Below are 24,538 nucleotides of genomic sequence, written 5' to 3'. Positions count from 1 at the left end.
CTACTGGGACGACCACTACGACTGCTACTTCATCATCAAGCACCACAAGAAGTGGTACTTCTGGGACTCCTACAACGACTACTACTTCTGGAAGAAGCACCGGCACCACGAGGAGCACTGGGACAAGTACCAGGACCACTGGAAGGACGAGCACGAGGTCCAGCAGCACGAGCACAACGAGAAGCCCGATCACGGTAAGCCGGACCCCGCGAAGCCCGACCCGGCCAAGCCCGACCCCGCAAAGCCGGACCCCGCGAAGCCCGACCCGGCCAAGCCCGACCCCGCAAAGCCGGACCCGGCCAAGCCCGACCCGGCCAAGCCCGACCCGGCCAAGCCCGACCCGGCGAAGCCCGATCCGGCCGCCCCGGCGCCCGCCGACCCGGCCCCCGCTCCGGCCGACCCGGCACCTGCCGACCCGGCGCCCGCCCCGGCCGACCCGGCCCCGCCGGCCCCGCCGGCACCGGCGCCCGCTGAGCCGGCCCCGGCCGCACCCGCCCCGGCGGTATAAGGCAACGCCCGGATCACCACCCCCAGTGCGACGGGGTGAAGGCTCCCACGGCCTTCACCCCGTCGCCGTCTTCGGACCCACCCTTGCCCCGAAAGGAACCGCACTCATGTCCCCGACGCATTGCCGACGCCACGCCGCTGCGACCACCAGCCCGCAGGCGATCGAGACCAGCGCCTCACCCTCACCCACGTCACGGGCGCGGGAGTGCCCGCCCGCTCCGTCAGAGTGCGGGGGACGTCAAGAGTGCGGGGCACGTCGGCGTACCCGGTGCGGAGAGCAGGCCGCCGGCCGGTGCTCTGCCGGCCCTGATACGGGGGAGCAGGGCCCGTGAACAGCAGCCCGCGGCCGTCCGACAACTCCGCCGGCGGCCCTCCCACCAGTCCTCCACCCGCCATTCCCCTTCCCCCGGGTCCTCCCGCAGGTCCCCTGTCGGGCGGCGGCACCCGCCCGCCGGACCCCGAGGACGCGAACGGGACGGGCCACGGCGAACCGGGCGGCCGGTCACGGCGCCGACGGGGCACGCCCACACCGCGGACGGCCCTGATCACCACCGCCGTCGTGGCGGCGCTCGCTCTGGCCCTGGGCCTCGTCCTCACCCATCCCACCGGCGCCCCGCAACAACGGGGCGAGGTCTTTCTTCAGGCCGCCGGCGCCACCGGCCCGGATCCCTTCACCGAGCCGGTCGTACAGGAGGACGCCGCACCGGCGGCCCCGGCCGCGGGCACGGTGACGCGCAGCGTGAACGGCGACGCGCCCGGCCTGTACGGCGGAACGCGCCAGGCCGCCCGCTGCAATGTGAACCGGCAGATCACCACGCTCGGGGCCCATGCGCCGAAGAACCGGGCCTTTGCTTCGACGCTCGGGCTCAAGCCGTCCCGCGTCCCCTCCTACCTGCGCACCCTCACTCCCCTCAAGCTCACCACCGACACCCTTGTCACCAATCACGGCTACCGGAACGGGAGAGCCACCAGCTACCCGGCCGTCCTGCAGGCCGGCACCTCGGTCCTGGTGGACCGCCACGGCACACCCCGGGTGCGCTGCGCCTGCGGCAACCCGCTGACACCCCCCGCTCCGCGGCAGGCCCCGCCTCGCGATACACACAACGCATGGCCCGGCTACCGGCCCTCCGACGTCATCACCGTCACCCCCACACCCCGCCCGGTACAGACATTCGTCACGACCAGCCCCACGCAGGAAGACCACCCCACCCGGAGGGCCCACCCGCACGACCCGACGACCTCACCACCGCCCGAGCACCAACCGCCCGCGCCGGAGACGACGACCAGCCGGCCGAAGGACAAGACCGCGAAGGACGCCTCCTCACCCGGGCCCGGCCAGCCGCCCACCTCCTCCCCCGCGGCGCCCCCGGCCAACCCGGACCCTGCCCCGGCCGACCCGGCACCTGCCCCGGCCGACCCGGCCCCAGCCGACCCGGCACCTGCCGACCCACCCTCGCCACCGGAACCGGAACCGGCGGCACCCGAGAAGGCAGCCCCGGACGACGCCACCTCCGCACCCCCGGCAAGCCGACCGCAGCAACCGGCCGCGCCTGGTAGTCCACCCGCCCCGTGACCTGCACGGTCGGACCACCGGGCACTGCCACCCGCTCGTCGGCCGCCGCGCCGGTCCCGTCAGTCCGGTAAGTCCGCTCAGTCGGGGGTCAGTCCGGGTCAAGGAATTGCTCCGCCCACACGGTCTTCCCGGCGACGGTGTGCCGTGAGCCCCAGCGCTGGGCGAGCTGGCCGACCAGCAGCAGGCCCCGGCCTCCCTCGTCGAAGACGCGGGCACGGCGCATGTGGGGGGCGGTGCCGGCGGAGTCGTAGACCTCGCAGATGAGGGTGGTGCCGGCGTGGATCAGGCGCAGCCGGACCGGCGGGCGGCCGTAGCGGATGGCGTTGGTGACGAGTTCGCTGACCACGAGCTCGGTGATGAACGAGGCCTCGTCCAGCTGCCAGGCGGTGAGCTGCTCGGTGGCCTGCTGGCGTGCCCGGGCAACTGCGGAGGGGTCGAAGGCCACGTCCCAGGTCGCGACGCGGCCCGAGTCGAGGGAGCGGGTGCGGGCGACGAGCAGGGCGATGTCGTCGTCGGGCCGGTGGGCGAGCATGGAGGTCAGGATCCGGTCGCAGACCGCGTCCAGTGTGCCCGCGGGGCGGGCCAGTGCCCTGAACATCTGGTCCAGTGCCTCGTCGATGTCGTGCTCGCGGGCCGCGAGCAGACCGTCGGTGTACAGCGCGAGCAGGCTGCCGGCGGGCAGTTCGGTCTCGAACGTCTCGAACGGCAGTCCGCCCAGGCCCAGCGGCGGGCCGGGCGGCACATCCAGGAAGCGGACCGCACCGTCCGGGGTCACCACCGCGGGCGGGGGATGCCCGGCCCGGGCCAGGCTCAGGCCCCGGGAGACGGGGTCGTAGACCGCGTACAGGCAGGTCGTGCCGATGCCCCCGGCGCTCTCGGCCGCGCCTTCCGCGCCGCTTTCCTCCGCCGACAGGTGGATGACCAGGTCGTCGAGGTGGGTGAGCAGTTCGTCCGGCGGCAGATCGACATCGGCCAGGGTCCGCACCGCGGTCCGTACCCGGCCCATGGTGGCCGACGCCCGGATACCGTGACCGACGACGTCGCCCACCACCAGAGCAACCCGCGTCCCCGACAGCGGGATGACGTCGAACCAGTCACCGCCCACCCCGGCGCGTCCGCCGGCCGGCAGATAGCGGGTGGCGATGTCCAACGCCTGCTGGTCCGGCAGCGTCTGCGGCAGCAGACTGCGCTGGAGCGTCATCGTCGTGGTGTGCTCCCGGGCCGGACGGCGCGCGGCGTGCATGGCGACGCCCGCACGGAAGGTCAGTTCCTCCGCCGCGGCCAGGTCCCCGGCATCGAAGGGCTCCCGGCGCCGGTGGCGGCCCAGCAGCGCCGTACCGAGCGTGACGCCGTCCTGGCCCCGCACGGGCACCACCATCACCGAATGCACCTCCGACTCGCGCAGCCAGACGGCCTGACGGTCCTGCTCCGCCCAGGCGGCAACGGCCGGATCGCCCGCCCCGTACACCGCGCCGCGGCCCTCGGCCACGCACCGGGTCACCGGCGAGAGGGCCGGATAGCGCAGCGACTCCCCCACCTCGGGGCCCGCCCCGACGACCGAGGCGACGGCGGTGCGGCGCAGTGTGAGCGGCACGGCCGCGGGGACGGAAGGCTCGTCATCGCCTCGCCGGGGGACGTCCGGCAGCAGGTCCACGGCGGCGAAGTCCGCAAGACGGGGTACGGCGACGTCGGTCAGCTCCTGCGCGGTGCGCTGCACGTCCGAAGTGGTGCCGATACGGGTTTTCGCCTCGTCCAGCCACTGCATCCGCTGCCCCGCGAGCTGGCCGGGGAGCGGATGATGCGCCGCCAGACACACCGCTCGCACCCGCCCGCCGGCATCCTTCAGGGGAGCGAGCGACGCCGGCCAGCCGTACTCCGCACCGACACCCGCGGGGCCGACGCACGCCTCCATTTCCTGCACCTCGTTGCCGGCCACCACCAGACGCATGGCCGCCTCGGCCTGATCGCTCACCGGATCGGGTGCGATCTCCGGCAGCCGCAGCCCTCGCATCTCCTCCTCGGACAGCGACAAGGCCCGTTGCATGCCCGCATTCGCCCGCACCAGCCGCAGGCCTGTGTCGAAGACCGCCAGCAGGCTGGGCGACTGACGGAACACCCACTCCCCCAGCCCCTCGGCAGTCAGCGATCCCGCACCACCGGCGGGCGGGTCCGGCTCGCCCGCCACGGCGGACACCACCAGCCACTCCGTGTGGCGGCCGCCCGGCCTGCGGCGGTGTGCGAGCAGCCGGCGCTCCAGGCGGCGACCGTCCCGGTGCCGCAGCACCACGGTGCCGCTCCACCGCCGTCCCCCGGCCGCACCCCGCCACATGCCCTCGCCCGCATCCGCGATCCCCTCGGCCAGCAGCCGCGCGGCCGGATGCCCCACCACCTGGGAGGACACATAGCCCAGAAGCCGACGGGCCCCCTCGCTCCATCCCGTCACCATGCCGCGTTCGTCGACCATCGCCGAAGCCGTGTACGCCGGCCCCGTCGCGGCGCCCGTCGGCGCCTGCTCACCGGGAGGAGAGGGAAAACGGTCCATCATCACTCATCAGCCCTTCGCCAACCCGCACGGCCGGGCCCCCCTCACCAGCATGATCCTCACGAGCGCCGAGCACCAACCCGACGTCCCCCTGGCCGGCTCGCGCCCTGAACGCGCATCGGGGTGCCCGTTCTCACGAACCGCAACCGGCTGATCTTGGCCTGTGACAGGCCTGTGACAGTCGGCGGACACGGGCATGACGTCACCCAGACAGCATTCTTAAAAGCGGACAAACAGCCTCAATACGGCATTTGCCCTCTGCTTCCGACGGTGTGAGCAGTGACGACCGAGCCGATCCGGCGGAGACATCCCATGAGCCTCACTCCCACCCCCACCACGCACACCGAAGCTCCCACCCCCGCACTGGCCCCCCGCGAGTTGGAAACCCTCCACCACATCGCCTCCGGCTGCACCTACCTCCAGGCCGCCCGCCAGATGGGGCTCTCCCCGCACACGATCGACGCCTACCTCCGCCGTATCCGCACCAAGCTCAACATCAACACCACCGCCGAACTCACCCGATGGGCCATCTCCGTCGGTCTCTGACACCCCCAACTCCCCAGCAGACCATCGGCCACCGTGACAGGCGGCTCCTAGGGTGGGGGTATGGCCGAGGGCGTGGTGACGCTGTTCGTCTGCGGCGATGTGATGCTCGGGCGCGGTGTCGATCAGATCCTGGAGCGGCCCGGGGATCCGGCGCTGCGGGAGGGCTACGTCCGGGACGCCCTGACCTACGTGCGTCTGGCGGAGTCGGCCAACGGGCCGATTCCGGCGCCGGTCGCTCCGTCCTGGCCGTGGGGCGACGCGCTGCGGGTGCTGGAGGAAGCCGCCCCGGACGTCCGTATCGTCAATCTGGAGACGGCCGTGACACGCAGCGGCGCGTTCGCTCCCGCCAAGGCGGTCCACTACCGCATGCACCCGGCCAACCTCCCCGCTCTGGCGGTGGCCGGTCCCGACGTCTGCGTCCTGGCCAACAACCATGTGCTGGACTTCGGCCGCGCGGGTCTGGAGGAGACGCTGGATGCGCTGAACGGCGCGGGGCTGCGGGCAGCGGGTGCGGGACGGAGCGCCGACGAGGCGTGTGCACCCATCGCGGTTCCCCTCCCGGCCGGGGGCCGCGTACTGGTCTTCGCCCTCGGGACACCGTCCAGTGGCGTCCCGCACGGCTGGGCGGCGAGCGCCGATCTGCCGGGGGTCGCGTACGTTCCCGACCTGTCGGCCGATTCCGCCGCCACGGTGGTCCGGCGTGTGCGGCAGCAGAGGCGGCCGGGCGACATCGTGGTCGTGTCCGTCCACTGGGGGTCCAACTGGGGCTACCGCGTTCCCCAGGATCAACTCCGCTTCGGACACACCCTGGTGGACGGCGGAGTCGACATCGTCCACGGGCACTCCTCGCACCATCCACGCCCCGTCGAGGTCTACCGGGACCGGCTGATCCTCCACGGCTGCGGCGACTTCATCGACGACTACGAGGGCATCGCGGGCTACGCCGAGTACCGCGACGACCTCCGGATCGCCTACCTCGTCACGGTGGCGGCGGACTCGGGCCGCCTGGTCGGCCTGGACATGGTTCCGCTCCAGGCCCGCCGTATGCGCCTGGAGCCCGCCCCGGACGAGGACCGTGCGTGGCTGTGCACCACCCTCGACCGCATCAGCGACGGTGTGCGCGTCGGCCAGAAGCCCGACGGGACGCTCTCGTGCGAGAAGTCCGCCGCCGCCGACACCTACGAATGAGCTGCCCGGCAGGCCCGCTCACCGATCGTCGTGCAGCGCCTCCAGGACATCGGTGTCCGTCAGCTGAGCGAAATCCTCGTACCACTCGCCGACGGCCATGAACCCCCTCGGCCGGTGGAGGCAGACCACCTCGTCAGCCTCTTCCCTCATCAGATCGGCCGCCTCCGGTGAGCTGACCGGCACGGCCAGGACCACCCGCTCGGGTGCCTGATGCCGTACGGCGCGCAAGGCGGCCCGTGCCGTGGAACCGGTCGCCAGTCCGTCGTCGACGACGATCACGGTCCGGCCGCGCAACTCCGGCGCCGGCCGCCCCTGCCGGTAGTGCTCCTCGCGGCGCCGCAGTTCCTTCCGTTCGCGTTCCACCACGTCCGCGAGGGACGCCACGCTCATGCCCAGCCGGTCCAGGGTCCGCTCGTCGAAGAGGGGAGGATCGTCACCCGCGATCGCGCCGACACCGAACTCCTCATGGAAGGGGGCGCCGATCTTCCGTACGACCAGCACATCGAGGGGGGCCTGAAGCACCGACGCGACTTCGCGGGCGACCGCGACTCCGCCGCGGGGCAGGGCGAGCACCACGGGATGCGGAAGCGCCCCTTTCTCCTGCAGGATCCGCAGCCGTTCCGCCAGTTCCTGTCCCGCCTGCTTGCGGTCACGGAACTGCATGTGCTTCTTCTTTCTCACGGCACCGGGCAGAAGACGGTGCGGCGTGCATCTCACGTGCCACCGCGTACCCCGATGGGCCGGCGTCCACACCACCGCCCTCTGCCCGCCCGGCCGAGCGCTCACTCCCGTTGTGGTCCGCGCCCGGTCAATGCTCCCGCGTGCCCTGATAGCGCGCCGCGAGCCGCGCGAGGGCGACCGCACCGAGGAGCAGACCGAAGTCGCGCAGCGCGATGTCGTAATAGTCGGGGATCGTCAGGAGGTTGATGATGATGCCCGCCAGCCAGCCGGCCACCAGCCAGGCTCCGAAGCGCGGAGCGAGGGCCACGGCGACGCCTGCCACGATTTCGATCACGCCGACCACGTACATGGCCGTCTGGGCGCTGCCGGGGACGATGTCGTTGATCCACGGCGCGAGGTAGGCGGGCCAGTCCACGAGCAGGTTGGCGAACTTGTCCAGCCCGAAGAGGATCGGCGCCACGGCGAAGCCGGTGCGCAGGATCAGGAACGCCTGGTAGCCGGGATCGCCGAGCAGCGTATGCCTGGAGTCCGCGGACGTGGCGCGTGTGGTCACTGAGGACATGGCCGACCTCTCCTTCTATCGACAACTCTCATTAACGATAGAAGCGCGGATTTCTTCTTTAGTCAATGGCCATGGGTTTTACACTGGTGCCGTGGACGCCACGAACGAAGCACGCGACACCGACGTCTCCGCCATCGCAGCCCTGGACGAGCCGACGCGCAGACGGCTGTACGACCATGTGGTGCGCCAGCCGGCACCCGTCAGCCGGGACGAGGCGGCCGCCGCCCTGGGCCTGGCTCGCCAGACCGCGGCGTTCCATCTCGACCGGCTCGCCGAGGAATCACTGCTCGACGTCGTCTACGAGCGTCGCAGCGGACGGGCGGGCCCGGGGGCCGGCAGGCCGGCCAAGCTGTACCGGCGCTCGACGAAGCAGGTCGCGGTCAGCCTCCCGGACCGCCGCTACGAGCTGGCCGGACAGCTCCTTGCCCGGGCCGTGGAGGAGTCCGGCGCAACCGGTGCGCCGGTGCGGGACGTGCTGCACCGCACGGCCGAAGAGCTCGGCACTCGGCTGGGCGGCCAGCGGGACGCGAACCTGTTCGGTGTGCTTGAGCTGTACGGCTTCGAGCCGCGGCACGAGGAAGGCGTCATCGTGCTGGTCAACTGCCCCTTCCACGCTCTGGCCCGGGAGCACACCGAGACCGTGTGCGGGATGAACCTGCATCTGCTGCGCGGTGTCCTCCACGGGCTGGGCGAGACCGGGCTTGCGGCGTCTTTGGCCCCTACGCCCGGCCGGTGCTGCGTACGACTGGAGCCTCTCGCCTGATCAAGGCGGCAGCGTCGCCGTACGCGCCGTGACAGGGTGGTGCCATGACCATCGAAGTGCGGCCGGCTTCGGTCTTCGACGACGTCCACGCCCTGCTCGGTCCGAAGTCGCCCGACTCCAACGTCTGCTGGTGCCTGAGCTACCGGATCCCGTCGAAGCTCAACAACGAGCTCCGGGGCCCGGCCCGTGGTGAGTACGTCGCCGAACTGTGCCGGTCGCAACCCCCTCCGGGGGTCCTTGCCTACGACGGCGACGAGCCGGTCGGCTGGGCCGCCGTGGCTCCGCGCTCGGACACCTCCTTCGCGCACAGCCGCAAGATCCCGCACATCGACGACCTCCCGGTCTGGTCCCTGTGGTGCATCCGCGTACGGCCCGGTCACCGCAAGCAGGGCATCTCGCACGCTCTCATCGCCGGTGCGGTCGAGTTCGCCCGCGCCCACGGCGCACCGGTGATCGAGGCGTACCCCCTCGACAACGGAGACGCGCGGGTCGACATGACGATGGCGTACGCCGGGATCCGGAAGAACTTCGAACGCGCCGGATTCACCCACGCCGCCGACACCACCTCGGTGCTGGCCGGCCACCCCGGATCCTGATGCGGCTCGATCTGGGCTGACCCTCGGGCCTGGTGCTCAGGTCAGGTTCAGCCCGCCGTCGAGCATGATGACCTCTCCGGTGAGATAGGTGTGGGCGATCAGCGACGCCACCACGTCGGCCACGTCCGCGGGTTGGGCGGGGCGGCGCATGGGCGCGCGGTTTCGCCACACTTCGTGCGCGTGGGCCCAGTCCTTGGTCATGGGTGTGTCCACCAGCCCCGGGGCCACCGCGTTGACCCGCACCTCGGGCGCGAGCGCGGCGGCGAGCAGCCGGGTCACGTGGTTCAGCGCGGCCTTGCTCGCCGCATACGGCACCGACGAGCCCTTGGGCCGCACCCCGGCATGGCTGGTGATGTTCACGATGCTTCCGCCCACGGGGGATTGACGCAGCGTCGGCAGTGCCGCCGTGCACAGCACCCATGGCGCGATCAGGTTCACCTCCAGCAGCTGTCGCCAGTCCGCCGGTGTCGCCGCGGCCAGATCGTCGTGCGGGATCGGCCGGCTGATGCCCGCGTTGTTCACGAGCACGTCCAGCCGCCCGTACCGGCCGAGCGCCGCCTCGACCAGCCCGCGGGCCTCGTCCTCCACCGCCAGGTCGGCCCGCACATACGCCCCGCCGAGCTCCGCCGCCAGCGCCTCCCCGGCCTGCGCACTGCGTCGCGAGTGCACCACGACCCGCATGCCGTCCGCCGCCAGCCTCCGGGCGACGGCCTCCCCGATCCCGGAGGTGGACCCGGTGACCAGCGCGACGGGCCGGTCCGCTTGTTCACTCCTCATGGACGCGGATCTTGCCATGGCTGCTCACTGTCACAGGCCGGCCGACCAGGGGGTGTCGTTTGGACCATGCCGGCGTCGCGGGGTGTGGCACGCACATCTGCCGCGTTGTCGTCGGTTGCCACCGCTCCGCGTTGACGCCCTCCTCCGCCTTGCAGCTGCACGCACCACACCCCGCTCGACTTGGCTGATAGGCGCCGCTTCTCACGGCCAGCCTGATCCAAACGACACCCCCTAGGGACGGATCCCGTCGCAGGCGATGGGCAGATGCCGGGGCCCGCGCAGTACGGCGTTCTGCCGGTAGGGGGGCGGGTCCTCCAGCAGACGGGGGTTCTCCATCCGCCGGGCCAGCTCCGACAGGGCGGTCTGGGCCTCCAGCCGGGCGAGCGGTGCGCCGAAACAGCTGTGGATGCCGCTGCCCAGGCCGAGGTGCTGGATGTCCCGGCGGTCCGGGTCGAAGCGGTCCGGGTTCTCGAAGCGCTGCGGGTCGCGGTTGCCGGACGCCAGGACCAGCCAGAGCGAGGCGCCCTTCGGGATGGTGACGCCACGGACCTCGATGTCGGCGAGAGTGGTGCGCTGGGGCAGGAGTTGTACCGGCGGCTCGAAGCGCAGGAGCTCTTCGACGAGGGGCACGGCCAGCTTCGGATCCTCGCGCAGCCGTTGCAGGACGTCGGGACGGCGCAGCAGGGTCAGCATTCCGTTGGTGATGAGGTTGACGGTGGTCTCGTGCCCCGCGATCAGCAGCAGCGCCGCGGTGCTGAGCAGTTCCATCGTGCTCATCGGACCGTCCCCGCCCTTGGCCGTCGCCAGCTGGGAGAGCATGTCCTCGCCGGGGTTCTTGCGGCGCTCCTCGATCAGGCCGGCCAGATACATGCCCAGTTCCATACGGGCGTCGTGCGCCTCCTTCCCCCGCCCGGCGGGATCCGCGTCCGGGTCGGGGTCCAGGCTCGCGGCGAGGGTGTCCGCCCAGGTGTGGAAGCGCGCCTCGTCCTCGCGGGGCACCCCGAGCAGCCGGCAGATCACCGTCACCGGGAAGGGATACGAGAACTGTTCCACCAGGTCGATGCGGCCCGTGTCGCCGATGCCGTCGATGAGGCCGGAGACGATGTCATGGAGCTCTTCGCGCATTCCGTCGACCCGGTGGGGGGAGTGCGGCGGGCCGAAGGGCCGGTTCGTCATGCGTCGCAGCCGGTCGTGTTCCGGCGGGTCGAGCTTCAGGAAGCCCGGCGGCAGGGCGCTCTCCTCCTGGGGCGGCTCGGCCGGCCCGCCGCCGGTGGTCGAGGTCAGATTGCGGGCGTCGGAGCTGATCCGGGGATCGTGCAGCAGGCTGCGGATCTCGTAGTAGGTGCTGATGACGTACGGCCCGTCGTCCTCGTGGAACACCGGCGTCTTCCGCAGCTCTTCGTAGATCGGGTACGGATTCGGGCGGTTGGCGTAGTCCAGGATCTGGTGCAGTGCGGATTGCGTCATGGCGAGTCCTCGTGGCCGTGCGGGTCAGTGCGCGGGGGTGAACGTCATCCGGCGGTCGGCCGGCGAGTATCCGCTAAGGGTCACAGTGGGCCCGTGGGTGGGAATCGACGGGTCGGGGAAGTCCGCGTCGAGCGGCCGCGCTCCGTCCGAGTGCCGGTCGACCGTGGGGAACGGCGGCGGGAACGGCGCGGTGGTCTCGATCAGCTCCTGGTAGAACGGCAGCCACCGGGCCTGGTCGAAGGCGACCGCCCCGATGACGCGCCCCTGGTAGCCGTAGACGCCGACGAACCGGTGATCCTTGAGCGAGCCCTGCGCGATGAGGATCTCCGTCCCCAGCGACGGCACCCCGACGGACTTGATGTTGACTCCGAACTGCGAGGACCAGAAGGCCGGCACCTCCATGTGCGGGATCCGGTCGATGCTCTCGCTGAGCATGTTGTGCGCCGCGATCCGAGCCTGCGTGACGGCGTTGCCCCAGTGCTCCAGGGACAGGAACTGGTAGCCGAACAGGGGGTGCGGGCAGCGGGCGACGTCGCCGGCCGCGTAGATGTCGTCGGTCACAATGCCGCGGACGTCGAAGGCGCGGCAGCCCGCGTCGCAGGCGATGCCGCGGGGGCCGGCCCCCAGCCCGGACCCGGCGAGCCACTCGGTGTTGCGGGTGGCACCGAGAGAGATGATCACCAGGTCGGTCTCCACGGTGGAGCCGTCGGACAGGTGCGCCGCGCGCACCCGTCCCGAGGCATCGCCCTCCAGAGCGGTCACCATGACCCCGGTCCGCAGGTCCACACCGTGCTCGCGCTGCATCTCGGCGGAGACCGCGCCGACCACCCCGCCGAGCGCGCCGACCAGGGGCGCCGAGCCGCGCTCGGCGACGGTGACGGCGAGGCCGCGCTCGCGGCAGGCGGAGGCGATCTCCGAGCCGGTGAACCCGGCGCCGATGACCAGAACCCGCTTGGGCCCCGCGGCGAGCCGCCGTGCGAGCGCTGCGCCGTCGTTGCGGGTCCGCAGCACGAAGACCCCGTCGAGTTCCGCCTCGGCCTCGCGCGGCCACGGGCGCGCCCGCACTCCGGTGGCGATCAGCAGGCGGTCGTACGGCACCTCGTCGCCGTCGGCCAGCCGCACCCGTCTGCCGGCCATGTCCAGGCCGGCGGCGGCGACACCGAGCCGCCAGGTCGCGTCGACCGACCGCAGCCTGGGCAGCGCCGTACGGTCGGCGACCGCCTTGCCCAGCAGTACCTGTTTGGACAGCGGAGGCCGGTCGTACGGCTCGTGGGGCTCGTCACCGATCACCGTCAGAGAACCCGCGAAACCCTTGTCGCGCAGGGCTTCCGCAGCCCGCAGGCCCGCCAGCGAGGCGCCGACCACGACAATGCGGCCCTCGCGCTTGAACCGTTCCAGGGAGCCGTCACCGATCACCGGACACCGCCTCGGCCCCAGCGCCCACGGCATCGACCAGGATGGCCTGGACGGGGCAGGCCGCGGCGGCCTGGGCCAGCTTGTCGCGCTGTGCCTCGTCGGCATCCGGGTTGTACAGCAGCGCCTCCTCGCCGTGCATGACGAAGATCTCGGGAGCGAGGAACGCGCACTGCGCGTACCCCTGACAGCGGTTCAGATCGACGGCAATCCTTACCACGTGATCGGTCCTCTCCATCGGCCCGGTCGACCCCCTCCGACCAGCCTCGGTGCCCGGAGGGCAGACGGCGACGAGGGGAAGACCGTTCGAGTGATCGGTTGGACCGGCTCAGGTCGGGGTCGCCGGCTGCGGGCCTGCGCGGCGTCCTCGCAGGATGTGCAGGCTGACGACCAGCGCCCAGGCCGGGAAGACCAGTTCGGACCAGGGCACGCTCGATCCCACCACCAGCAGCGTCAGACCGGCCAGCAGGCCGAAGGCGACGAGCGGGCGCGGGAGGGCGCCGAGCCGGCGGGCGATGGTCGAGGCCGTGAGGATGAACACCGCGGCCATCCGCATCGCGTACGTGGTCAGCAAGGTGTAGGCGAAGTGGCGGCCGAAGGTCGCGTCGTTCTGGCTCTCGTCGAGCACAGTACCGACCGCCGCGCCGCTGACGAACAGGATGGCCGCGAAGATCAGGCCGCTGCCGAGGAACACGGTGGAGACGAACCGGTCCTCTCCCTCACCGGCCTGCTCGCGCACCGCGCCCATGAACCACAGGAAGGCGATCCCGGCGAACGGAAGCAGCTCCAGCGCCGTCTGCACGGCGTTGAGCTGTGCGCCGGTCACGTCGATCTCGTCCCCGCCGCCCCCGCTGGGCAGAGCGGTACGCACCAGGATGATCGTCGTGGCCATCAGGACCGCGAACACGACCCCGGCTGTCCCGGCGGCCCGGGGTGTCCCGAGGCGCCCGCGCTTCAGTTGCATCGCTTCTCGCTCTCTGTCCGGCCTTCTGTACCCAGACACCAGCGATCCGGGGGTTCGTGCCACCGGGGCCACTCGGGAGGAAGAACGCGCTACGCCGTACAGGCCAGGGCCACCCGCCGGGCGGCAGGGGCTTCAGCATGATCTAGCGCGGAATGCCGGGCGTTCACGCCCGGGAGGAAGCGCTTCTTTGGACTGCTCTGACTCGTGTGGGTGCACGGGTCCGTACTGTTGACGTCAGGCGGGACGTTTCTGGTTCTCGATGTACTCCTTGATGATGCTGAGTGGTGGGCCGCCGCAGGATGCGGCGAAGTAGGACGGCGACCAGAAGTGATCACCCCGCAGGTACTTTCGGATGTGGGCGGGAAACTCCTGGCGAAGCCTTCGGGCGGAGACGCCTTTGAGGGAGCCGACCAAGCGCGAGATGGCGACCTTGGGCGGGTAGTGCACGAGGAGGTGGACGTGATCGCGTTCGCCGTTGAACTCGACCAGTTCGGTTTCGAAGTCGGCGCAGACGTCCCGCATGATCTCTTCGCAGCGGCGAAGGATCTCGTCCGTGAACGGGCCGCGCCGGTACTTGGGCGTGAAGACCAAATGTGCATGGAGGGTGTAGGTGACGGTTCGGCCCCTGCGGATGTTGGGGTTTGGCTCCCAGCGTGGTGACATAGATCAATGCTACGATCTTGCTCGTGAAGGTCGTGACGCAGGTCAAGCTGATACCGGATGCCGCACAGGCATCGGCGATTGCTGCGACCATGCACACGTTCAACTCGGAGGCCAACTGGGTCTCCGAGGTCGCGTTCATGAACGGTGTGCCGCGTGAGTACGCGCTGCGGAAGCTGGCCTATGCGCAGCTCAAGGAACGCGGGCTCGGCGCTCAGGTCGCGCAGCACGTCATCAAGAAGGTGCGCGACGCCTACACCACGCTGCACGCCGGCCTGCGGGCCCAGAACCTCGGCAGGCCGGGCTCGAAGCGCCGGCGCACGGCGCAGGCGAAGCCGGTCGTCTTCCGGCCCCAGGCCGCGCAGCCGTATGACGACCGGTGTCTGAGCTGGCAGTACGACGCGCAGGCGGTGTCCATCTGGACCACCGCAGGCCGCCTCAAGAACGTGCGCTTCGCCTGCTCCGCCGATGCGCTCAAGATGCTCCAGCAGTACCGCAAGGGCGAATCCGACCTGATCGAACGCGACGGCGTGTTCTACCTCCTCGCCGTGTGCGAGGTCCCCGAGGCGGAGCAGTACGAGCCGGACGGCTTCATCGGCGTTGATCTCGGGATCGCGAACATCGCCACCACGTCCACCGGCTACCAGGCCGCCGGGCGCGGCCTGAACCGGTACCGCAAGCGTCAGCTCGCCTTGCGGGCCAAGCTCCAGAAGAAGCGCACCAAGTCCGCCAAGCGACGTCTCAAAGAGCGCTCCCGCCGCGAAGCGCGGCACGTCACGAACACGAACCACATCATCGCCAAGACGATCGTGACCGAGGCTGAACGCACCTCGGCCGGTATCTCCCTGGAAGAACTCAAGGGAATCCGGCAGAGGGTACGGCTCCGCAAGCCCCAACGGGTCACGCTCCACTCCTGGGCCTTCGCCCAGCTCGCAGACTTCATCGTCTACAAGGCCCGCAGGGCCGGCGTGCCCGTGGTCCATGTCGATCCCGCCTACACCTCGCGGCAGTGCTGCGAGTGCGGCCACATCGACAAGAAGAACCGGGCAAGCCAAGCACTGTTCATCTGCCTGAACTGCGGGGTCGTTGCCCACGCGGACCGGAACGCTTCTCACAACATCGCCCGCAAGGGCGACGCTGTGTGGATCGCGGGGCGTGAGTCACGCGTCCCTGCCACCCCATAGGGTGTCTGGACGGAGGAGCCCACCCAGCAGCCAGCTGGGGCGCTACCTCCAAGCCCGGCCGTTCACGGCCAGGTCAAGTTGACGCATCCCCTCCGGTCTGCTCACCCGGCAGGAACGTGCGCCGAGCCCACAGGCCCACCAGCACCGTCGCGCCGACCCAGAGCGGCACCGGATCGGGGGCGAGCGGAGCCAATGCGTAGCCCAGCGCCATGACCGTGAAGACGGTCAGGGCAATGAACGCCGCGGCGCCCTCCATGCCCAACCGCAGCGCCGGCCGGCCGGCTCCCAGGACGCTCGCGCCGCCGGGCACCCAGGGGCCGGCGGCGACCACCAGCAGTCCCGCGGTGGCGAAGGCGTCGGCCAGTTGGGAGGGCATCGGCGCAGGGTTTTCCGGGCCGACCACCCACAGCCGCAGGGTGTCGCCGACGAGGGTGAGGGTCAGCCCGGCGACCGCCACCCACACGGTGGCCCGCTGGTCGCCCCGTACCAGACGGCGCAGGGCGAACAGAAAGCTGAGGAACACGACTTCCGCGGTCCACAGGACGCCCACCATCCCTGTCTCCAGCCGCCAGCCGTCGCCGGCTCCCCGCAGCAGGACCCATCCCGTCATATACACGGCGCCTGCTGTGACGAGCCCGTCCAGCAGGCGCCGTAGCCACATGTGCCGACCGGTTCCGGCATCGGCAGCGACGACCAGACCGGCCAGGCCCAGGCCGACCGCCATCGTCACCGCGGTGATCACCACCGCACCGAGCAAACGACGCGTGTCCAGGACCCACGCCAAAGGGTGAGCCGACAGCACGGTGACAGCGGTCCGGTACGCGCTCCCGGCGGCCGCCGAACCCGCCGACAGCAGCAGCCGCGTGCGCACCCGCCCGCGCGTCCCCACTGCGCGCAGCATCACGGAGACCGTCAAGGCCCAGCAGCCGACGGCAGGCCCGAAACCAGTCATCGGCGCGGCCCGGGGCTCCACCACCCACCATCCGGCGACCGGCGGCACTGCCCCGACGAGAGACGCCGCACCCACCGCGACCCAGGCCCCCGGCCCGGTCCAGCGGCGGCCCGCCGGGCCCCTGGGCGCGCCTCGTGACTTCCACATCCCCACCATCAGGTGCGCCCTTCAACCGGCGCCCGCCCTCGGGACCTCCCCTGCAGCGGCCGAACCCAGTGCAGACGGTAAGGGACTCACGACCGGCGTCAAACGGAAAGGCCGGCTCATTCACTCGTACTGCGTAAGACCGCTCCACGCCCCGCGGCGCAGGTCAGAGCCGGCGCATGACGCTCACGACCTTGCCGAGGATCTGCGCCTGGTCACCGGGGATCGGGTCGTACGCGGAGTTGCGCGGCATGAGCCACACCTCGCCCCGCTGCCGGCGCAGCTGTTTGACCGTGGCCTCGTCCTCCAGGAGCGCGGCGACCAGGTCGCCGTGGTCGGCGCTGTCCTGGCGGCGGACGATCACGATGTCGCCGTCACAGATCGCCGCGTCGATCATGCTGTCACCGGACACCGACAAGGCGAACAGCTCACCTTCGCCGACGAGCTGACGCGGCAGCGCGTAGACGTCCTCGACCATCTCCTCGGCGAGCAGGGGCGCGCCGGCGGCGATCCGGCCGACGAGCGGTACCTCCACCGCCTTTGCGGTCCTGCGGCCCAGCTCGGGTGCCCAGGAGGAGCGGACCCGGTAGGCGCGTGGCCGGTGGGGGTCGCGGTACAGGATGCCCTTGCTCTCCAGTGCCATCAGCTGGTGTGCGACCGACGAGGTGCTGGCCAGGTCGACGGCCTCGCCGATCTCCCGCATCGACGGCGGGTAGCCCTTGCGCGCCACCTCGTCGGTGATGAACCGGACGATGGCCTTCTGGCGGGCGGTCAGTTCCCCTTTGACGGTCCGGGTCCCCGGAGGCCGGCCCCGGCCTCGTGGCACGCTGTTCTCCATACCGTCACCTCCGTGCAAGATCCTCTCTCAGCGCGACCTTACACAGTGACCGCTGCGACGACAGGCGCCGGTTGGGAGCCGGCGACGACCAGGCGGCCCGTGGTGGCGGCGCGGGCGGCGCGGACCAGGTCGAGGGGGTCGGCCTCGGTGGCCCGGTGGGCGAGCAGGTCGACGCCCGCGCAGCCGGCCGCCTCGGCTGGGTGGCAGTCGGGGGCGATGCGGTCGAGGGGCCGTACTTCTGCACACCGGCACAAGGCCGGGGGCCTGGAACGACGCACCCTTCGGCTTCGTCCCGGACGGAACCTGCTCCCACCTCCTCAGCCGCCGACCGCCCCAGCAGGACCCGCGCGTCGGCCGTCTCGCTTCCTGGCTGCGGGCCCGGACGAGGGAGCTGACCAGTCGGGCGGCAACCTGCATTCCATCTGGTCGGAGGCGTCCGCCGGTGCGACGCTGGAGGGGAGAGGTGTCCGAGGAGGGCAACCCGGGAGGGCCGATGGGACGCGACGTCCCGGCGCTGGTCTTCACCCGCGAGGATCGCCGCCGGTATCGGATCAAGATGCAGGAGTGCCTCGATGCGTTCGCGCAGATGCTGCGCGAGTCACGCTTCGAGTCCGAGCGGCCTCAGGTGGGGCTGGAGATAGAGCTGAACCTGGTCGACGAGCGGGCCGAGCCGGCGATGCGCAACCTGGAGGTGCTCGAGGCGGTCGCGGACCCCGCCTGGTCCACCGAGCTGGGCCGGTTCAACCTGGAGATCAACGTTCCGCCCCGGCGTCTGACCGAGGGCGGCCCCGATGCCTGGGAGTCCGAGATCCGCGCCGCGCTCAATCACGCCGAGGAACGCGCCGCGACGGTCGGCGCACATCTGATCATGATCGGCATCCTGCCCACGCTGCGGCAGAAGGACGTCGGCGAGACGGCGCTGTCGGAGAACCCGCGCTACCGGCTGCTCAACGACCAGGTCTTCGCCGCCCGGGGCGAGGACCTGCGGATCGAAATGGACGGCACCGACCGGCTGCGGACCTACGCGGACACGATCACCCCGGAGGCCGCGTGCACCAGCACCCAGTTCCACCTCCAGGTCTCGCCCGAGGAGTTCGCCGGCTACTGGAACGCGGCGCAGGCGATCGCCGGGGTCCAGGTGGCCCTGGCCGCCAACTCGCCCTTCCTGTTCGGCAAGGAGCTGTGGCACGAGACCCGCATCCCGCTGTTCGAGCAGGCCACCGACACCCGGCCACAGGAGATCAAGGTCCAGGGAGTACGGCCCCGGGTGTGGTTCGGAGAGCGGTGGATCAACAGCGTCTTCGACCTGTTCGAGGAGAATCTGCGCTACTTCCCCGCGCTGCTGCCGCTGTGCGACGAGCAGGACCCGGGGCAGACCCTGGACCAAGGGGACATCCCCGAGCTGGGCGAGCTCACCCTGCACAACGGCACGATCTACCGCTGGAACCGGCCGGTGTACGCCATCGCCCATGACAAGCCACATGTGAGAGTGGAGAACCGCGGGCTGCCGGCGGGCCCGACCGTCGCCGACACCCTCGCCAACGGTGCCTTCTACTACGGGCTCACCCGCGCCCTCGTGGAGGAGGACCGGCCGGTGTGGTCACGGATGTCGTTCCAGGCGGCCGAGGACAATCTGCACACTGCGGCGCGCCATGGCATCGAGGCCCGACTGTACTGGCCCGGAATGGGCGAGGTGCCGGTGCCCGAACTGGTCCTGCGCCGACTGCTGCCGCTGGCGCACAAGGGGCTGGAGCGCTCCGGCATGGACGAGGCCTGGCGCGAGCCGCTGCTCGGCATCATCGAGCAGCGGTGCGTCACCGGCCGTAACGGAGCCATCTGGCAGAAGGAGATGTTCCACCACGTCGTCTCGACGACCCACACCGGTCGCCACGAAGCCCTGCGGCGGATGACGCAGCAGTACATCGCCTACATGCACCTCAACGCCCCAGTCCACACCTGGCCGGTCGACTGACATCGACACGGCACCACACGACACGGCTACGCGAGCCAGAGCGCGTTGCGCCGGTGACGCGCTGGGCGCGGTCCGGCAGTGGGAAGTGGGAAGGGGGAACGTGGTGGGCGGTGCGTGCCTATGAGGACTCCGTGCGCAGCACCGCCAGGTATTGTCAAAGCCGTTTCACCTCGGTGAGCGTCGCGTAGGCCACCACGTTGCCCAGGTATCCGGTCTTCTTGGCGTAACCGCCGCCGCAGGTGATCACCCGCAGTTCGGGCCGGTCGGAGCTGCCGTAGACCTTCTCGCTCGGGAATCCTGACTTCTTGTAGACCTCCACGGCGTTGACGGTGAACACGGCCGTACGCCGGTCCGCCCGGCTGACCTCGATCGTGTCACCCTTGCTCAGGGAGCCGAGCTCGAAGAAGACGCCGGGACGGCCGCCGGGCAGGTCCACATGGCCCGCGATGAGGGCTGTGCCCTTCGAGCCGGGTGCCGTGCCCTTGCCGTACCAGCCGGCGAGGTTGGGTTTGTCGGCGGACGGGGGGCGCAGCGCTCCTTCACGGTCGAGGGCCAGCTTGGTCATGGGCGCGTTCACGCGGATGGCGGGGATCCGAATCCGGTCCGGCTCGGCAGGAGGCAGCGGCCGGACGGCGGGCGCGCTCGGTGCGGCGGAACGGCTGGGCGTCGGCCCCGCCACGGGGGTGGAGAAGGCCTGGCCGGCGGAGGGTTGCGGTGGTTGCGAGTCGTGCACCGCGCCGATCACCAGCACGGCGCCCACCACCAGGACCCAGGCCAGAAACATGGTCGAGGGGACGAAGGGAGGTGCGGCATCGCCGGTCCTGTGCCCGGGTTCCATCGCGGTTTAGCCCCTTGCCTGCAGCGGGGTGGGTACGTTCCGTGCGGCCCCCGGGGTGAGGCACGGTGCCGGGGGCCGCACGGCGGGAGGGAGAGGTCAGGTCCGGTCGGCGGCCGAGCGGCGGCGCATCCTGACGAGACACCCGGCGCTGGCTGCGGCGAGCAGTGCACCGCCCACGGCCAGCTGTGTGTCCCGGTCCTTGGCGTCGCCGAATCCGGCCTCGACGGCGCCGTTCGGCCGGCCAGCGGTGATCTGGTACGTCTCCGTGAGCTTGATCCGGGGCGGGCACTTGAGGGTGACCGTGTCGGTGGTGGGGTCGGTCCCTTCCGGGATCACGAACTCGCCGGTGAGCACGCCCTTGCGGTCGCCTGCGAAGAGGTGGAACTTGCCGGCCACCGCCGACTCGCCCTTGCCGTACGTCTCCGCGCCGCATGCCGTGGTGCTGACGGTGACCGTAGAGCCGGGCGTGGCCTTCCACGGGCGGATGAATACCTCTGAGTCCTCGGCGGCCGCGGCAGCCGGACTCTGCAGTGCCAGGACACCGGCAATCAGGCCGATGCCAACGCCAACGTGTGAGTTTCGCAAGGGAATCCTCCAACGGAGCAGTGGCCGGCCTGTCTGCGCGGCGCCCCTGTACTGCTCCATTGACGAGACAACCGACGGTCCGTCAGATCCGCAACCTGACGCATCGACACATGGGCAGCCCGGCCAGGCCTATTGGCAATCTCATGTGATCATTTACGCAGGTCACTGGAGCGGAGACCGACGCAATGGAGGAATTTGAGAAGGCAACAGCGAATGGGTTAACGACCGGAAGGTCTGCAATACGGGCAGGCCCGGCAGAGCGTGGCCGTGCAGCCGAGGGCCTGCACATACGATCGGCTCATGAGTGCGTGGAACACGAGCCTGGACGCGGCGGGGATACGAGAGCGTCAGCTGCGGAGCGACTACAACGCCCAGCGCACATTGGTGGCGCGGTACCGCCGCACGTCGTACTTCGCGGCCCGTGCGCTGCTGCCGCGGCCGGTACTGCCCCATGTGGTGGCGGTCACGGCCGTGATGCACCACGGGGACAACCTCCTCGACACCGGTCCGAAACCGCAGCGGGTCGCGGCATGGGCGTCCTGGGAGCAACAGGTGCGCAAGGCGCTGGAGACAGGGCTGAGCGCCGATCCGCTGATCCGCGCTCTGCTGCACACCATTGCGGCCTGTCCACGGCTGCGGCAGGTGGTGGAGGACTATCTGTCCACAGCCACTGCCGAGCTGGAGTTCAGCGGATTTACCGACGAGAGTGACTATCAAGCTTATCTGGACGCCTATTCGCTGCCGGCATTCATGCTCGTCGGCGTGTTGCTCGGGCCGGAGAAGGACGACGGGCGATTCCGGGCGGCGTGCCGGACGCTCATCGACGGCAGTCAGCGGCTGGACTTCGTCAACGACCTTGCCGAAGACGTGCGGGACGGGCGGCTGGGCATACCCGCACAGACGCTGGAGCATTTCTCGGTCACGGTGGAGGACATGGCGGCAGGCTGCGAGTCCCTGACGCTGCGTCACCTGATTGCCCACCAGGTGACCGCGGCCCGGGCATCTTTGGAGGCGGCCCGGGATATGGCGGCGTTGGCTGCGCCGCAAGCTCGACCGCTGCTGTCCGCGGTCGTCGAGATAGAACTGTTGACGGCGGACGCGACACTGGTGCGCGGCACTGGGCTGCTGCACGGTTCCGCGAAGCCTCCGCTGATGGGCGCGCTACGGGTGGTACGGGACGCCCGACGAAAGGCACGCAGCGGGTGCTGAGCAGGTGTACCAGGCGGCCGGCGCGCCCGGGTGCCTGAACCTGGTCTCGGCTAGCCTTGTGGGCAGGACAGTGCCGCCCGTACAGGTCGGTGTCGAGTCCATGGCGGGGCTCGACGGCCCGAGCGGAAGGAGTCGTCATGGACCGTCAGCATGATCAGGTTCTCGTCGTCACTCCTGGTGACAGAAGGCCGGGGCCCGGTACTCCGGGGATGGACCGGCAGGAGGCCTTCGCCACGGAGGGAACATGGTCGGGGTTCGTCCGCACCGAGGCCGGAATGGTCTCCGCGTGGCATCACCACGGCGCGTACGAATCGGTGATCTACGTCCTCACCGGAGCCCTGAAGATGGAGTTCGGCCCGGACGGCTCCCATACGGTGGACGCCGGTCCCGGCGACTTCATCTACGTGCCCAAGGGCGCCGTGCACCGGGAGAGCAACCCCACGGGGGTGCCCGCGGACATCATCGTCGTGAGGGCCGGGTCGGGGCAGTCGACGTTCAATGTCGGGGGGCCGGCAGCCGGCTGAGAGCCGGCTCGTAGCGGACATCAGGAGCGAAGGGCCGAGAGATCCGTGCCCGGCAGATGGATCCACCCCTCCAGCCGGGCGGCCGTGTGCTCGTCCGGAGAGCTCGGCCGACGGGTGTCCCCGACCAGCACGGCCCGGGCGACCAGCGCACAGACCAAGGCGTCGAGATGATCGTGGCTGTCCACGCACTTCGCCCGCACCTGCTCGGGCAGGGCCACGCCCAAGCCCGTCTCGACCGAGTGGACGATCTGTTCTCGGACAACGCGCGCTTCCGGCGTGGCGCTCTTGTAGCTGCGGGTGAGGCGGATCCCCCATCGCCGTAGCGCGGCAGCGGGATAGACCTCGGCGACCGGGCCGGAGCCGTCCCGGGGCACAGCGACTCCCGTCGCTTCGAGGGCGTCCAGGAGATAGGCCGCTCGCAGGGCCACTACGCCCAGGAGATCGGTGGACACCGACAGCGGAGGCCGCCTCGAGGTCTCCTTCCAGGTGAGGTCGTCGGTCAGCCGGAACCGCAGCGCATTCAGCCCGGGCCGGCCGTCCGCACGCCCCTCGAACCGGGCGGGAGGCGGCAGTCGCTCACCCCGGTGGTGGGCCAGGACCGTGGCCACGAAGCTCGATGGCCAGCCGAGCGGGCAGTCGAGGCCCGTCTTGCCGGCCGCCCGGATCATCGCCAGCAGATCCTCGTCCCGTTCCGGCACGACGAACTCCACCGCCATGCCGCCCGCCTCGTCCCAGGCCACCCGGCACACGGCGGTACGCCGCGCACTCGCGGCCAGATCGACACCGACCGTCACCGTCTGCCGTTGCTTCATACAGAGATCCTCTCCCAGCCGACCCAGTGCCCCTGCAGCTCGGTGTCTCCCAGCAGCACGCCGTTGTACTTCAAAGAGATGCCGGTGCCCGCACCCCGCCGGCAAAACAACGGCGGCCGACGGCCAAGCTCCGTCCCCGATCGATCAAAAGGCCGCACATCGCTGAGCTTTCCGAAGTTCCGTGTGCCAGTCCCAAACCATCCCGCGTCTCGGGCGAATCCGCTCCGTACGGTTCCTTCTCGAACCGGACCCGCCAAGCCAGGTCCACAGCCGAGAAAAAGGAACGCCATGGCGAATGTCGAAGTCTCCCTGAAGGAAATGATGACCGCGGTCGAAGGGGCGATGGGGGCCGCCATCGTCGACTACACGAGCGGCATGGCCCTGGGTACGCTCGGCGGCGGCAAGGACCTCGACCTGATCGTCGCCGCCGCCGGCAACACCGACGTCATCCGCGCCAAGGTCCGCACGATGGAACAAGTCGGTCTGAAGGGCGAGATCGAGGACATCCTCATCACCCTCGGCAGCCAGTACCACCTCATCCGGCTGGTGAAAGGCCGTCACGGCGCCGGACTTTTCCTCTACGTCGTCCTCGACCGCGCCAGGTCCAACCTGGCCATGGCGCGCCATCAACTCAAGCGCGTCGAAGCAGACCTCGAGGTGTAGGACGTCGCACGCCCCTCGGCTCCGCGTGCCCGCTCATTGAAGACTTCTTCAACTCGCGAGATCCATATCACCACAACTCGGGGTGACGCGGAGCCCTGAGCAGCGAAGATCGGTGTGCATGACGCGCGCGGCGGCACACGCAGGCCGCCGCATCACCGAGAGAACGCCCTTGAATGCGGCAGGGAGCGAGCCATCACCATGCAAGTGCCCCTCTACCAGGCCAAGGCCGAGTTCTTCCGCATGCTCGGCCACCCGGTGCGTATCAGGGTCCTCGAACTGCTGCAGAACGGTCCCGTCCCGGTGCGGGACCTTCTCACCGACATCGACATCGAACCGTCCAGCCTTTCCCAGCAGTTGGCCGTACTGCGCCGTTCCGGAATCGTGGTCTCCGTACGGGAAGGCTCAACGGTCAGCTATGCCCTCGCCGGCGGCGATGTCGCCGAACTCCTGCGCGCCGCACGCCGGATTCTCACGGAACTCCTGGTGGGACGGAACGAACTCCTCGCGGAGCTGCGCCGAACCGACCCGCCTCTCCCCCATCCCCGCACGGGTACGAAGACCGGCACGAGTCCGTGAAC

Annotated in this window: 26 protein-coding genes and 1 pseudogene; 12 read left to right on the top strand and 15 right to left on the bottom strand. The window is 70.5% G+C overall.

Translation table 11 applies throughout. The features are described from left to right. A partial coding sequence (locus F7R91_RS42285) for a hypothetical protein (RefSeq protein ID WP_225320943.1) occupies nucleotides 1-508 on the top strand: 508 nt, incomplete at its 5' end. Between the two features lie 327 nt (nucleotides 509-835). Then, nucleotides 836-2,080: a DUF6777 domain-containing protein gene (locus F7R91_RS42280; protein ID WP_191971752.1), complete on the top strand. Its 1,245-nt coding sequence runs from the start codon at nucleotides 836-838 to the stop codon at nucleotides 2,078-2,080. Nucleotides 2,081-2,168: 88 nt separating this feature from the next. Here the strand turns inward: F7R91_RS42280 and F7R91_RS34110 are convergent, their stop codons facing one another. Continuing rightward, nucleotides 2,169-4,625 carry a SpoIIE family protein phosphatase gene (locus F7R91_RS34110; RefSeq protein ID WP_150956022.1) on the bottom strand — a complete coding sequence of 819 codons (2,457 nt, stop codon included), beginning with the start codon at nucleotides 4,623-4,625 and terminating at the stop codon, nucleotides 2,169-2,171. A 309-nt stretch (nucleotides 4,626-4,934) separates the two neighbouring features. Between F7R91_RS34110 and F7R91_RS34105 the strand changes: the two genes are divergently transcribed. Further along, nucleotides 4,935-5,168, top strand: a complete 234-nt coding sequence (locus F7R91_RS34105; RefSeq protein WP_150956019.1) for a response regulator transcription factor — start codon at nucleotides 4,935-4,937, stop codon at nucleotides 5,166-5,168. A 60-nt stretch (nucleotides 5,169-5,228) separates the two neighbouring features. Next, entirely contained in the window at nucleotides 5,229-6,356 is a 1,128-nt protein-coding gene (locus tag F7R91_RS34100) for a CapA family protein (RefSeq protein ID WP_150956016.1), read from the top strand. An 18-nt stretch (nucleotides 6,357-6,374) separates the two neighbouring features. Here the strand turns inward: F7R91_RS34100 and F7R91_RS34095 are convergent, their stop codons facing one another. Further along, a complete protein-coding gene (locus tag F7R91_RS34095; protein WP_150956013.1) occupies nucleotides 6,375-7,019 on the bottom strand; it encodes a phosphoribosyltransferase in 645 nt (214 codons plus the stop codon). A gap of 145 nt (nucleotides 7,020-7,164) precedes the next feature. Further along, nucleotides 7,165-7,599: a DoxX family protein gene (locus tag F7R91_RS34090; protein WP_150956010.1), complete on the bottom strand. Its 435-nt coding sequence runs from the start codon at nucleotides 7,597-7,599 to the stop codon at nucleotides 7,165-7,167. A gap of 91 nt (nucleotides 7,600-7,690) precedes the next feature. Between F7R91_RS34090 and F7R91_RS34085 the strand changes: the two genes are divergently transcribed. Both F7R91_RS34085 and F7R91_RS34080 read left to right on the top strand, forming a co-directional pair. Then, the gene (locus tag F7R91_RS34085; protein WP_225320941.1) at nucleotides 7,691-8,362 is read left to right on the top strand and encodes a helix-turn-helix transcriptional regulator; all 672 of its coding nucleotides are present in this window, start codon (nucleotides 7,691-7,693) and stop codon (nucleotides 8,360-8,362) included. A gap of 44 nt (nucleotides 8,363-8,406) precedes the next feature. Continuing rightward, nucleotides 8,407-8,978: pseudogene (locus F7R91_RS34080) on the top strand (GNAT family N-acetyltransferase). A 16-nt stretch (nucleotides 8,979-8,994) separates the two neighbouring features. Here the strand turns inward: F7R91_RS34080 and F7R91_RS34075 are convergent. The 6 genes from F7R91_RS34075 to tnpA form a co-directional block, all read right to left on the bottom strand. Further along, nucleotides 8,995-9,735 carry an SDR family NAD(P)-dependent oxidoreductase gene (locus F7R91_RS34075; protein ID WP_150956004.1) on the bottom strand — a complete coding sequence of 247 codons (741 nt, stop codon included), beginning with the start codon at nucleotides 9,733-9,735 and terminating at the stop codon, nucleotides 8,995-8,997. A 231-nt stretch (nucleotides 9,736-9,966) separates the two neighbouring features. Further along, complete coding sequence (locus F7R91_RS34065; protein WP_150956001.1) at nucleotides 9,967-11,202, bottom strand: cytochrome P450; 1,236 nt, start codon at nucleotides 11,200-11,202, stop codon at nucleotides 9,967-9,969. A gap of 24 nt (nucleotides 11,203-11,226) precedes the next feature. Next, nucleotides 11,227-12,651 carry an NAD(P)/FAD-dependent oxidoreductase gene (locus F7R91_RS34060; protein WP_408056084.1) on the bottom strand — a complete coding sequence of 475 codons (1,425 nt, stop codon included), beginning with the start codon at nucleotides 12,649-12,651 and terminating at the stop codon, nucleotides 11,227-11,229. Then, a complete protein-coding gene (locus tag F7R91_RS34055; protein WP_150955994.1) occupies nucleotides 12,608-12,853 on the bottom strand; it encodes a ferredoxin in 246 nt (81 codons plus the stop codon). Before F7R91_RS34055 ends, F7R91_RS34060 begins: the two co-directional genes overlap by 44 nt. Nucleotides 12,854-12,943: 90 nt before the next feature. Then, nucleotides 12,944-13,579, bottom strand: coding sequence for a hypothetical protein (locus tag F7R91_RS34050; RefSeq protein WP_150955991.1), 636 nt, complete (start codon nucleotides 13,577-13,579; stop codon nucleotides 12,944-12,946). 234 nt (nucleotides 13,580-13,813) lie between these two features. Then, the gene (tnpA, locus tag F7R91_RS34045) at nucleotides 13,814-14,242 is read right to left on the bottom strand and encodes an IS200/IS605 family transposase (RefSeq protein ID WP_150955988.1); all 429 of its coding nucleotides are present in this window, start codon (nucleotides 14,240-14,242) and stop codon (nucleotides 13,814-13,816) included. Between the two features lie 23 nt (nucleotides 14,243-14,265). Between tnpA and F7R91_RS34040 the strand changes: the two genes are divergently transcribed. Further along, entirely contained in the window at nucleotides 14,266-15,423 is a 1,158-nt protein-coding gene (locus tag F7R91_RS34040; RefSeq protein WP_191971751.1) for an RNA-guided endonuclease InsQ/TnpB family protein, read from the top strand. A gap of 73 nt (nucleotides 15,424-15,496) precedes the next feature. Here F7R91_RS34040 and F7R91_RS34035 read toward each other — a convergent pair whose 3' ends face one another. The 3 genes from F7R91_RS34035 to F7R91_RS34025 form a co-directional block, all read right to left on the bottom strand. Continuing rightward, nucleotides 15,497-16,324 (bottom strand): hypothetical protein, encoded by an 828-nt coding sequence (locus F7R91_RS34035; protein ID WP_225320940.1) that lies wholly within the window; start codon nucleotides 16,322-16,324, stop codon nucleotides 15,497-15,499. A 361-nt stretch (nucleotides 16,325-16,685) separates the two neighbouring features. Next, on the bottom strand, nucleotides 16,686-17,357 hold the full coding sequence (lexA, locus tag F7R91_RS34030; protein WP_150955982.1) for a transcriptional repressor LexA: 672 nt from the start codon (nucleotides 17,355-17,357) through the stop codon (nucleotides 16,686-16,688). A 38-nt stretch (nucleotides 17,358-17,395) separates the two neighbouring features. Then, complete coding sequence (locus F7R91_RS34025; protein WP_150955978.1) at nucleotides 17,396-17,611, bottom strand: hypothetical protein; 216 nt, start codon at nucleotides 17,609-17,611, stop codon at nucleotides 17,396-17,398. A gap of 239 nt (nucleotides 17,612-17,850) precedes the next feature. Here F7R91_RS34025 and F7R91_RS34020 point away from each other — a divergent pair, with 239 nt between their 5' ends. Then, entirely contained in the window at nucleotides 17,851-19,329 is a 1,479-nt protein-coding gene (locus F7R91_RS34020; RefSeq protein WP_150955975.1) for a glutamate-cysteine ligase family protein, read from the top strand. 154 nt (nucleotides 19,330-19,483) lie between these two features. Here F7R91_RS34020 and F7R91_RS34015 read toward each other — a convergent pair whose 3' ends face one another. Then, nucleotides 19,484-20,113, bottom strand: coding sequence for a class F sortase (locus tag F7R91_RS34015; protein WP_150956062.1), 630 nt, complete (start codon nucleotides 20,111-20,113; stop codon nucleotides 19,484-19,486). Nucleotides 20,114-20,263: 150 nt separating this feature from the next. Next, the gene (locus tag F7R91_RS34010; protein ID WP_150955972.1) at nucleotides 20,264-20,752 is read right to left on the bottom strand and encodes a sortase; all 489 of its coding nucleotides are present in this window, start codon (nucleotides 20,750-20,752) and stop codon (nucleotides 20,264-20,266) included. A 300-nt stretch (nucleotides 20,753-21,052) separates the two neighbouring features. Here F7R91_RS34010 and F7R91_RS34005 point away from each other — a divergent pair, with 300 nt between their 5' ends. Then, complete coding sequence (locus F7R91_RS34005) at nucleotides 21,053-21,961, top strand: squalene/phytoene synthase family protein (protein ID WP_150955968.1); 909 nt, start codon at nucleotides 21,053-21,055, stop codon at nucleotides 21,959-21,961. Nucleotides 21,962-22,098: 137 nt separating this feature from the next. Further along, nucleotides 22,099-22,485, top strand: coding sequence for a cupin domain-containing protein (locus F7R91_RS34000; RefSeq protein ID WP_150955965.1), 387 nt, complete (start codon nucleotides 22,099-22,101; stop codon nucleotides 22,483-22,485). A gap of 20 nt (nucleotides 22,486-22,505) precedes the next feature. Here the strand turns inward: F7R91_RS34000 and F7R91_RS33995 are convergent, their stop codons facing one another. Then, nucleotides 22,506-23,297 carry a DUF429 domain-containing protein gene (locus F7R91_RS33995; protein ID WP_191971750.1) on the bottom strand — a complete coding sequence of 264 codons (792 nt, stop codon included), beginning with the start codon at nucleotides 23,295-23,297 and terminating at the stop codon, nucleotides 22,506-22,508. A 288-nt stretch (nucleotides 23,298-23,585) separates the two neighbouring features. On the opposite strand from F7R91_RS33995, the gene F7R91_RS33990 reads away from it, so the two are divergent. After that, a complete protein-coding gene (locus F7R91_RS33990; protein WP_150955962.1) occupies nucleotides 23,586-23,960 on the top strand; it encodes a hypothetical protein in 375 nt (124 codons plus the stop codon). Between the two features lie 198 nt (nucleotides 23,961-24,158). Next, nucleotides 24,159-24,536: an ArsR/SmtB family transcription factor gene (locus tag F7R91_RS33985; protein ID WP_150955959.1), complete on the top strand. Its 378-nt coding sequence runs from the start codon at nucleotides 24,159-24,161 to the stop codon at nucleotides 24,534-24,536. Nucleotides 24,537-24,538: the final 2 nt, after the last annotated feature.

Source organism: Streptomyces luteolifulvus (genome assembly GCF_008806595.1).
Classification (GTDB): Bacteria; Actinomycetota; Actinomycetes; order Streptomycetales; family Streptomycetaceae; genus Streptomyces; species Streptomyces luteolifulvus.
Note: the sequence above shows the minus strand (reverse complement) of the source record. Positions and strands in the feature narration are given on the sequence as shown.

What these genes read in the sequence shown, in the direction of transcription:
- F7R91_RS34110 (WP_150956022.1), bottom strand. Translation starts at nt 4,625, where the DNA reads ATGATGGACCGTTTTCCCTCTCCTCCCGGTGAGCAGGCGCCGACGGGC.
- F7R91_RS34105 (WP_150956019.1), top strand. Translation starts at nt 4,935, where the DNA reads ATGAGCCTCACTCCCACCCCCACCACGCACACCGAAGCTCCCACCCCC.
- F7R91_RS34100 (WP_150956016.1), top strand. Translation starts at nt 5,229, where the DNA reads ATGGCCGAGGGCGTGGTGACGCTGTTCGTCTGCGGCGATGTGATGCTC.
- F7R91_RS34095 (WP_150956013.1), bottom strand. Translation starts at nt 7,019, where the DNA reads ATGCAGTTCCGTGACCGCAAGCAGGCGGGACAGGAACTGGCGGAACGG.
- F7R91_RS34090 (WP_150956010.1), bottom strand. Translation starts at nt 7,599, where the DNA reads ATGTCCTCAGTGACCACACGCGCCACGTCCGCGGACTCCAGGCATACG.
- F7R91_RS34075 (WP_150956004.1), bottom strand. Translation starts at nt 9,735, where the DNA reads ATGAGGAGTGAACAAGCGGACCGGCCCGTCGCGCTGGTCACCGGGTCC.
- F7R91_RS34065 (WP_150956001.1), bottom strand. Translation starts at nt 11,202, where the DNA reads ATGACGCAATCCGCACTGCACCAGATCCTGGACTACGCCAACCGCCCG.
- F7R91_RS34060 (WP_408056084.1), bottom strand. Translation starts at nt 12,651, where the DNA reads ATGCCGTGGGCGCTGGGGCCGAGGCGGTGTCCGGTGATCGGTGACGGC.
- F7R91_RS34055 (WP_150955994.1), bottom strand. Translation starts at nt 12,853, where the DNA reads ATGGAGAGGACCGATCACGTGGTAAGGATTGCCGTCGATCTGAACCGC.
- F7R91_RS34050 (WP_150955991.1), bottom strand. Translation starts at nt 13,579, where the DNA reads ATGCAACTGAAGCGCGGGCGCCTCGGGACACCCCGGGCCGCCGGGACA.
- tnpA (WP_150955988.1), bottom strand. Translation starts at nt 14,242, where the DNA reads ATGTCACCACGCTGGGAGCCAAACCCCAACATCCGCAGGGGCCGAACC.
- F7R91_RS34035 (WP_225320940.1), bottom strand. Translation starts at nt 16,324, where the DNA reads ATGCTGCGCGCAGTGGGGACGCGCGGGCGGGTGCGCACGCGGCTGCTG.
- lexA (WP_150955982.1), bottom strand. Translation starts at nt 17,357, where the DNA reads ATGGAGAACAGCGTGCCACGAGGCCGGGGCCGGCCTCCGGGGACCCGG.
- F7R91_RS34020 (WP_150955975.1), top strand. Translation starts at nt 17,851, where the DNA reads ATGGGACGCGACGTCCCGGCGCTGGTCTTCACCCGCGAGGATCGCCGC.
- F7R91_RS34015 (WP_150956062.1), bottom strand. Translation starts at nt 20,113, where the DNA reads ATGTTTCTGGCCTGGGTCCTGGTGGTGGGCGCCGTGCTGGTGATCGGC.
- F7R91_RS34005 (WP_150955968.1), top strand. Translation starts at nt 21,053, where the DNA reads ATGAGTGCGTGGAACACGAGCCTGGACGCGGCGGGGATACGAGAGCGT.
- F7R91_RS34000 (WP_150955965.1), top strand. Translation starts at nt 22,099, where the DNA reads ATGGACCGTCAGCATGATCAGGTTCTCGTCGTCACTCCTGGTGACAGA.
- F7R91_RS33995 (WP_191971750.1), bottom strand. Translation starts at nt 23,297, where the DNA reads ATGAAGCAACGGCAGACGGTGACGGTCGGTGTCGATCTGGCCGCGAGT.
- F7R91_RS33990 (WP_150955962.1), top strand. Translation starts at nt 23,586, where the DNA reads ATGGCGAATGTCGAAGTCTCCCTGAAGGAAATGATGACCGCGGTCGAA.
- F7R91_RS33985 (WP_150955959.1), top strand. Translation starts at nt 24,159, where the DNA reads ATGCAAGTGCCCCTCTACCAGGCCAAGGCCGAGTTCTTCCGCATGCTC.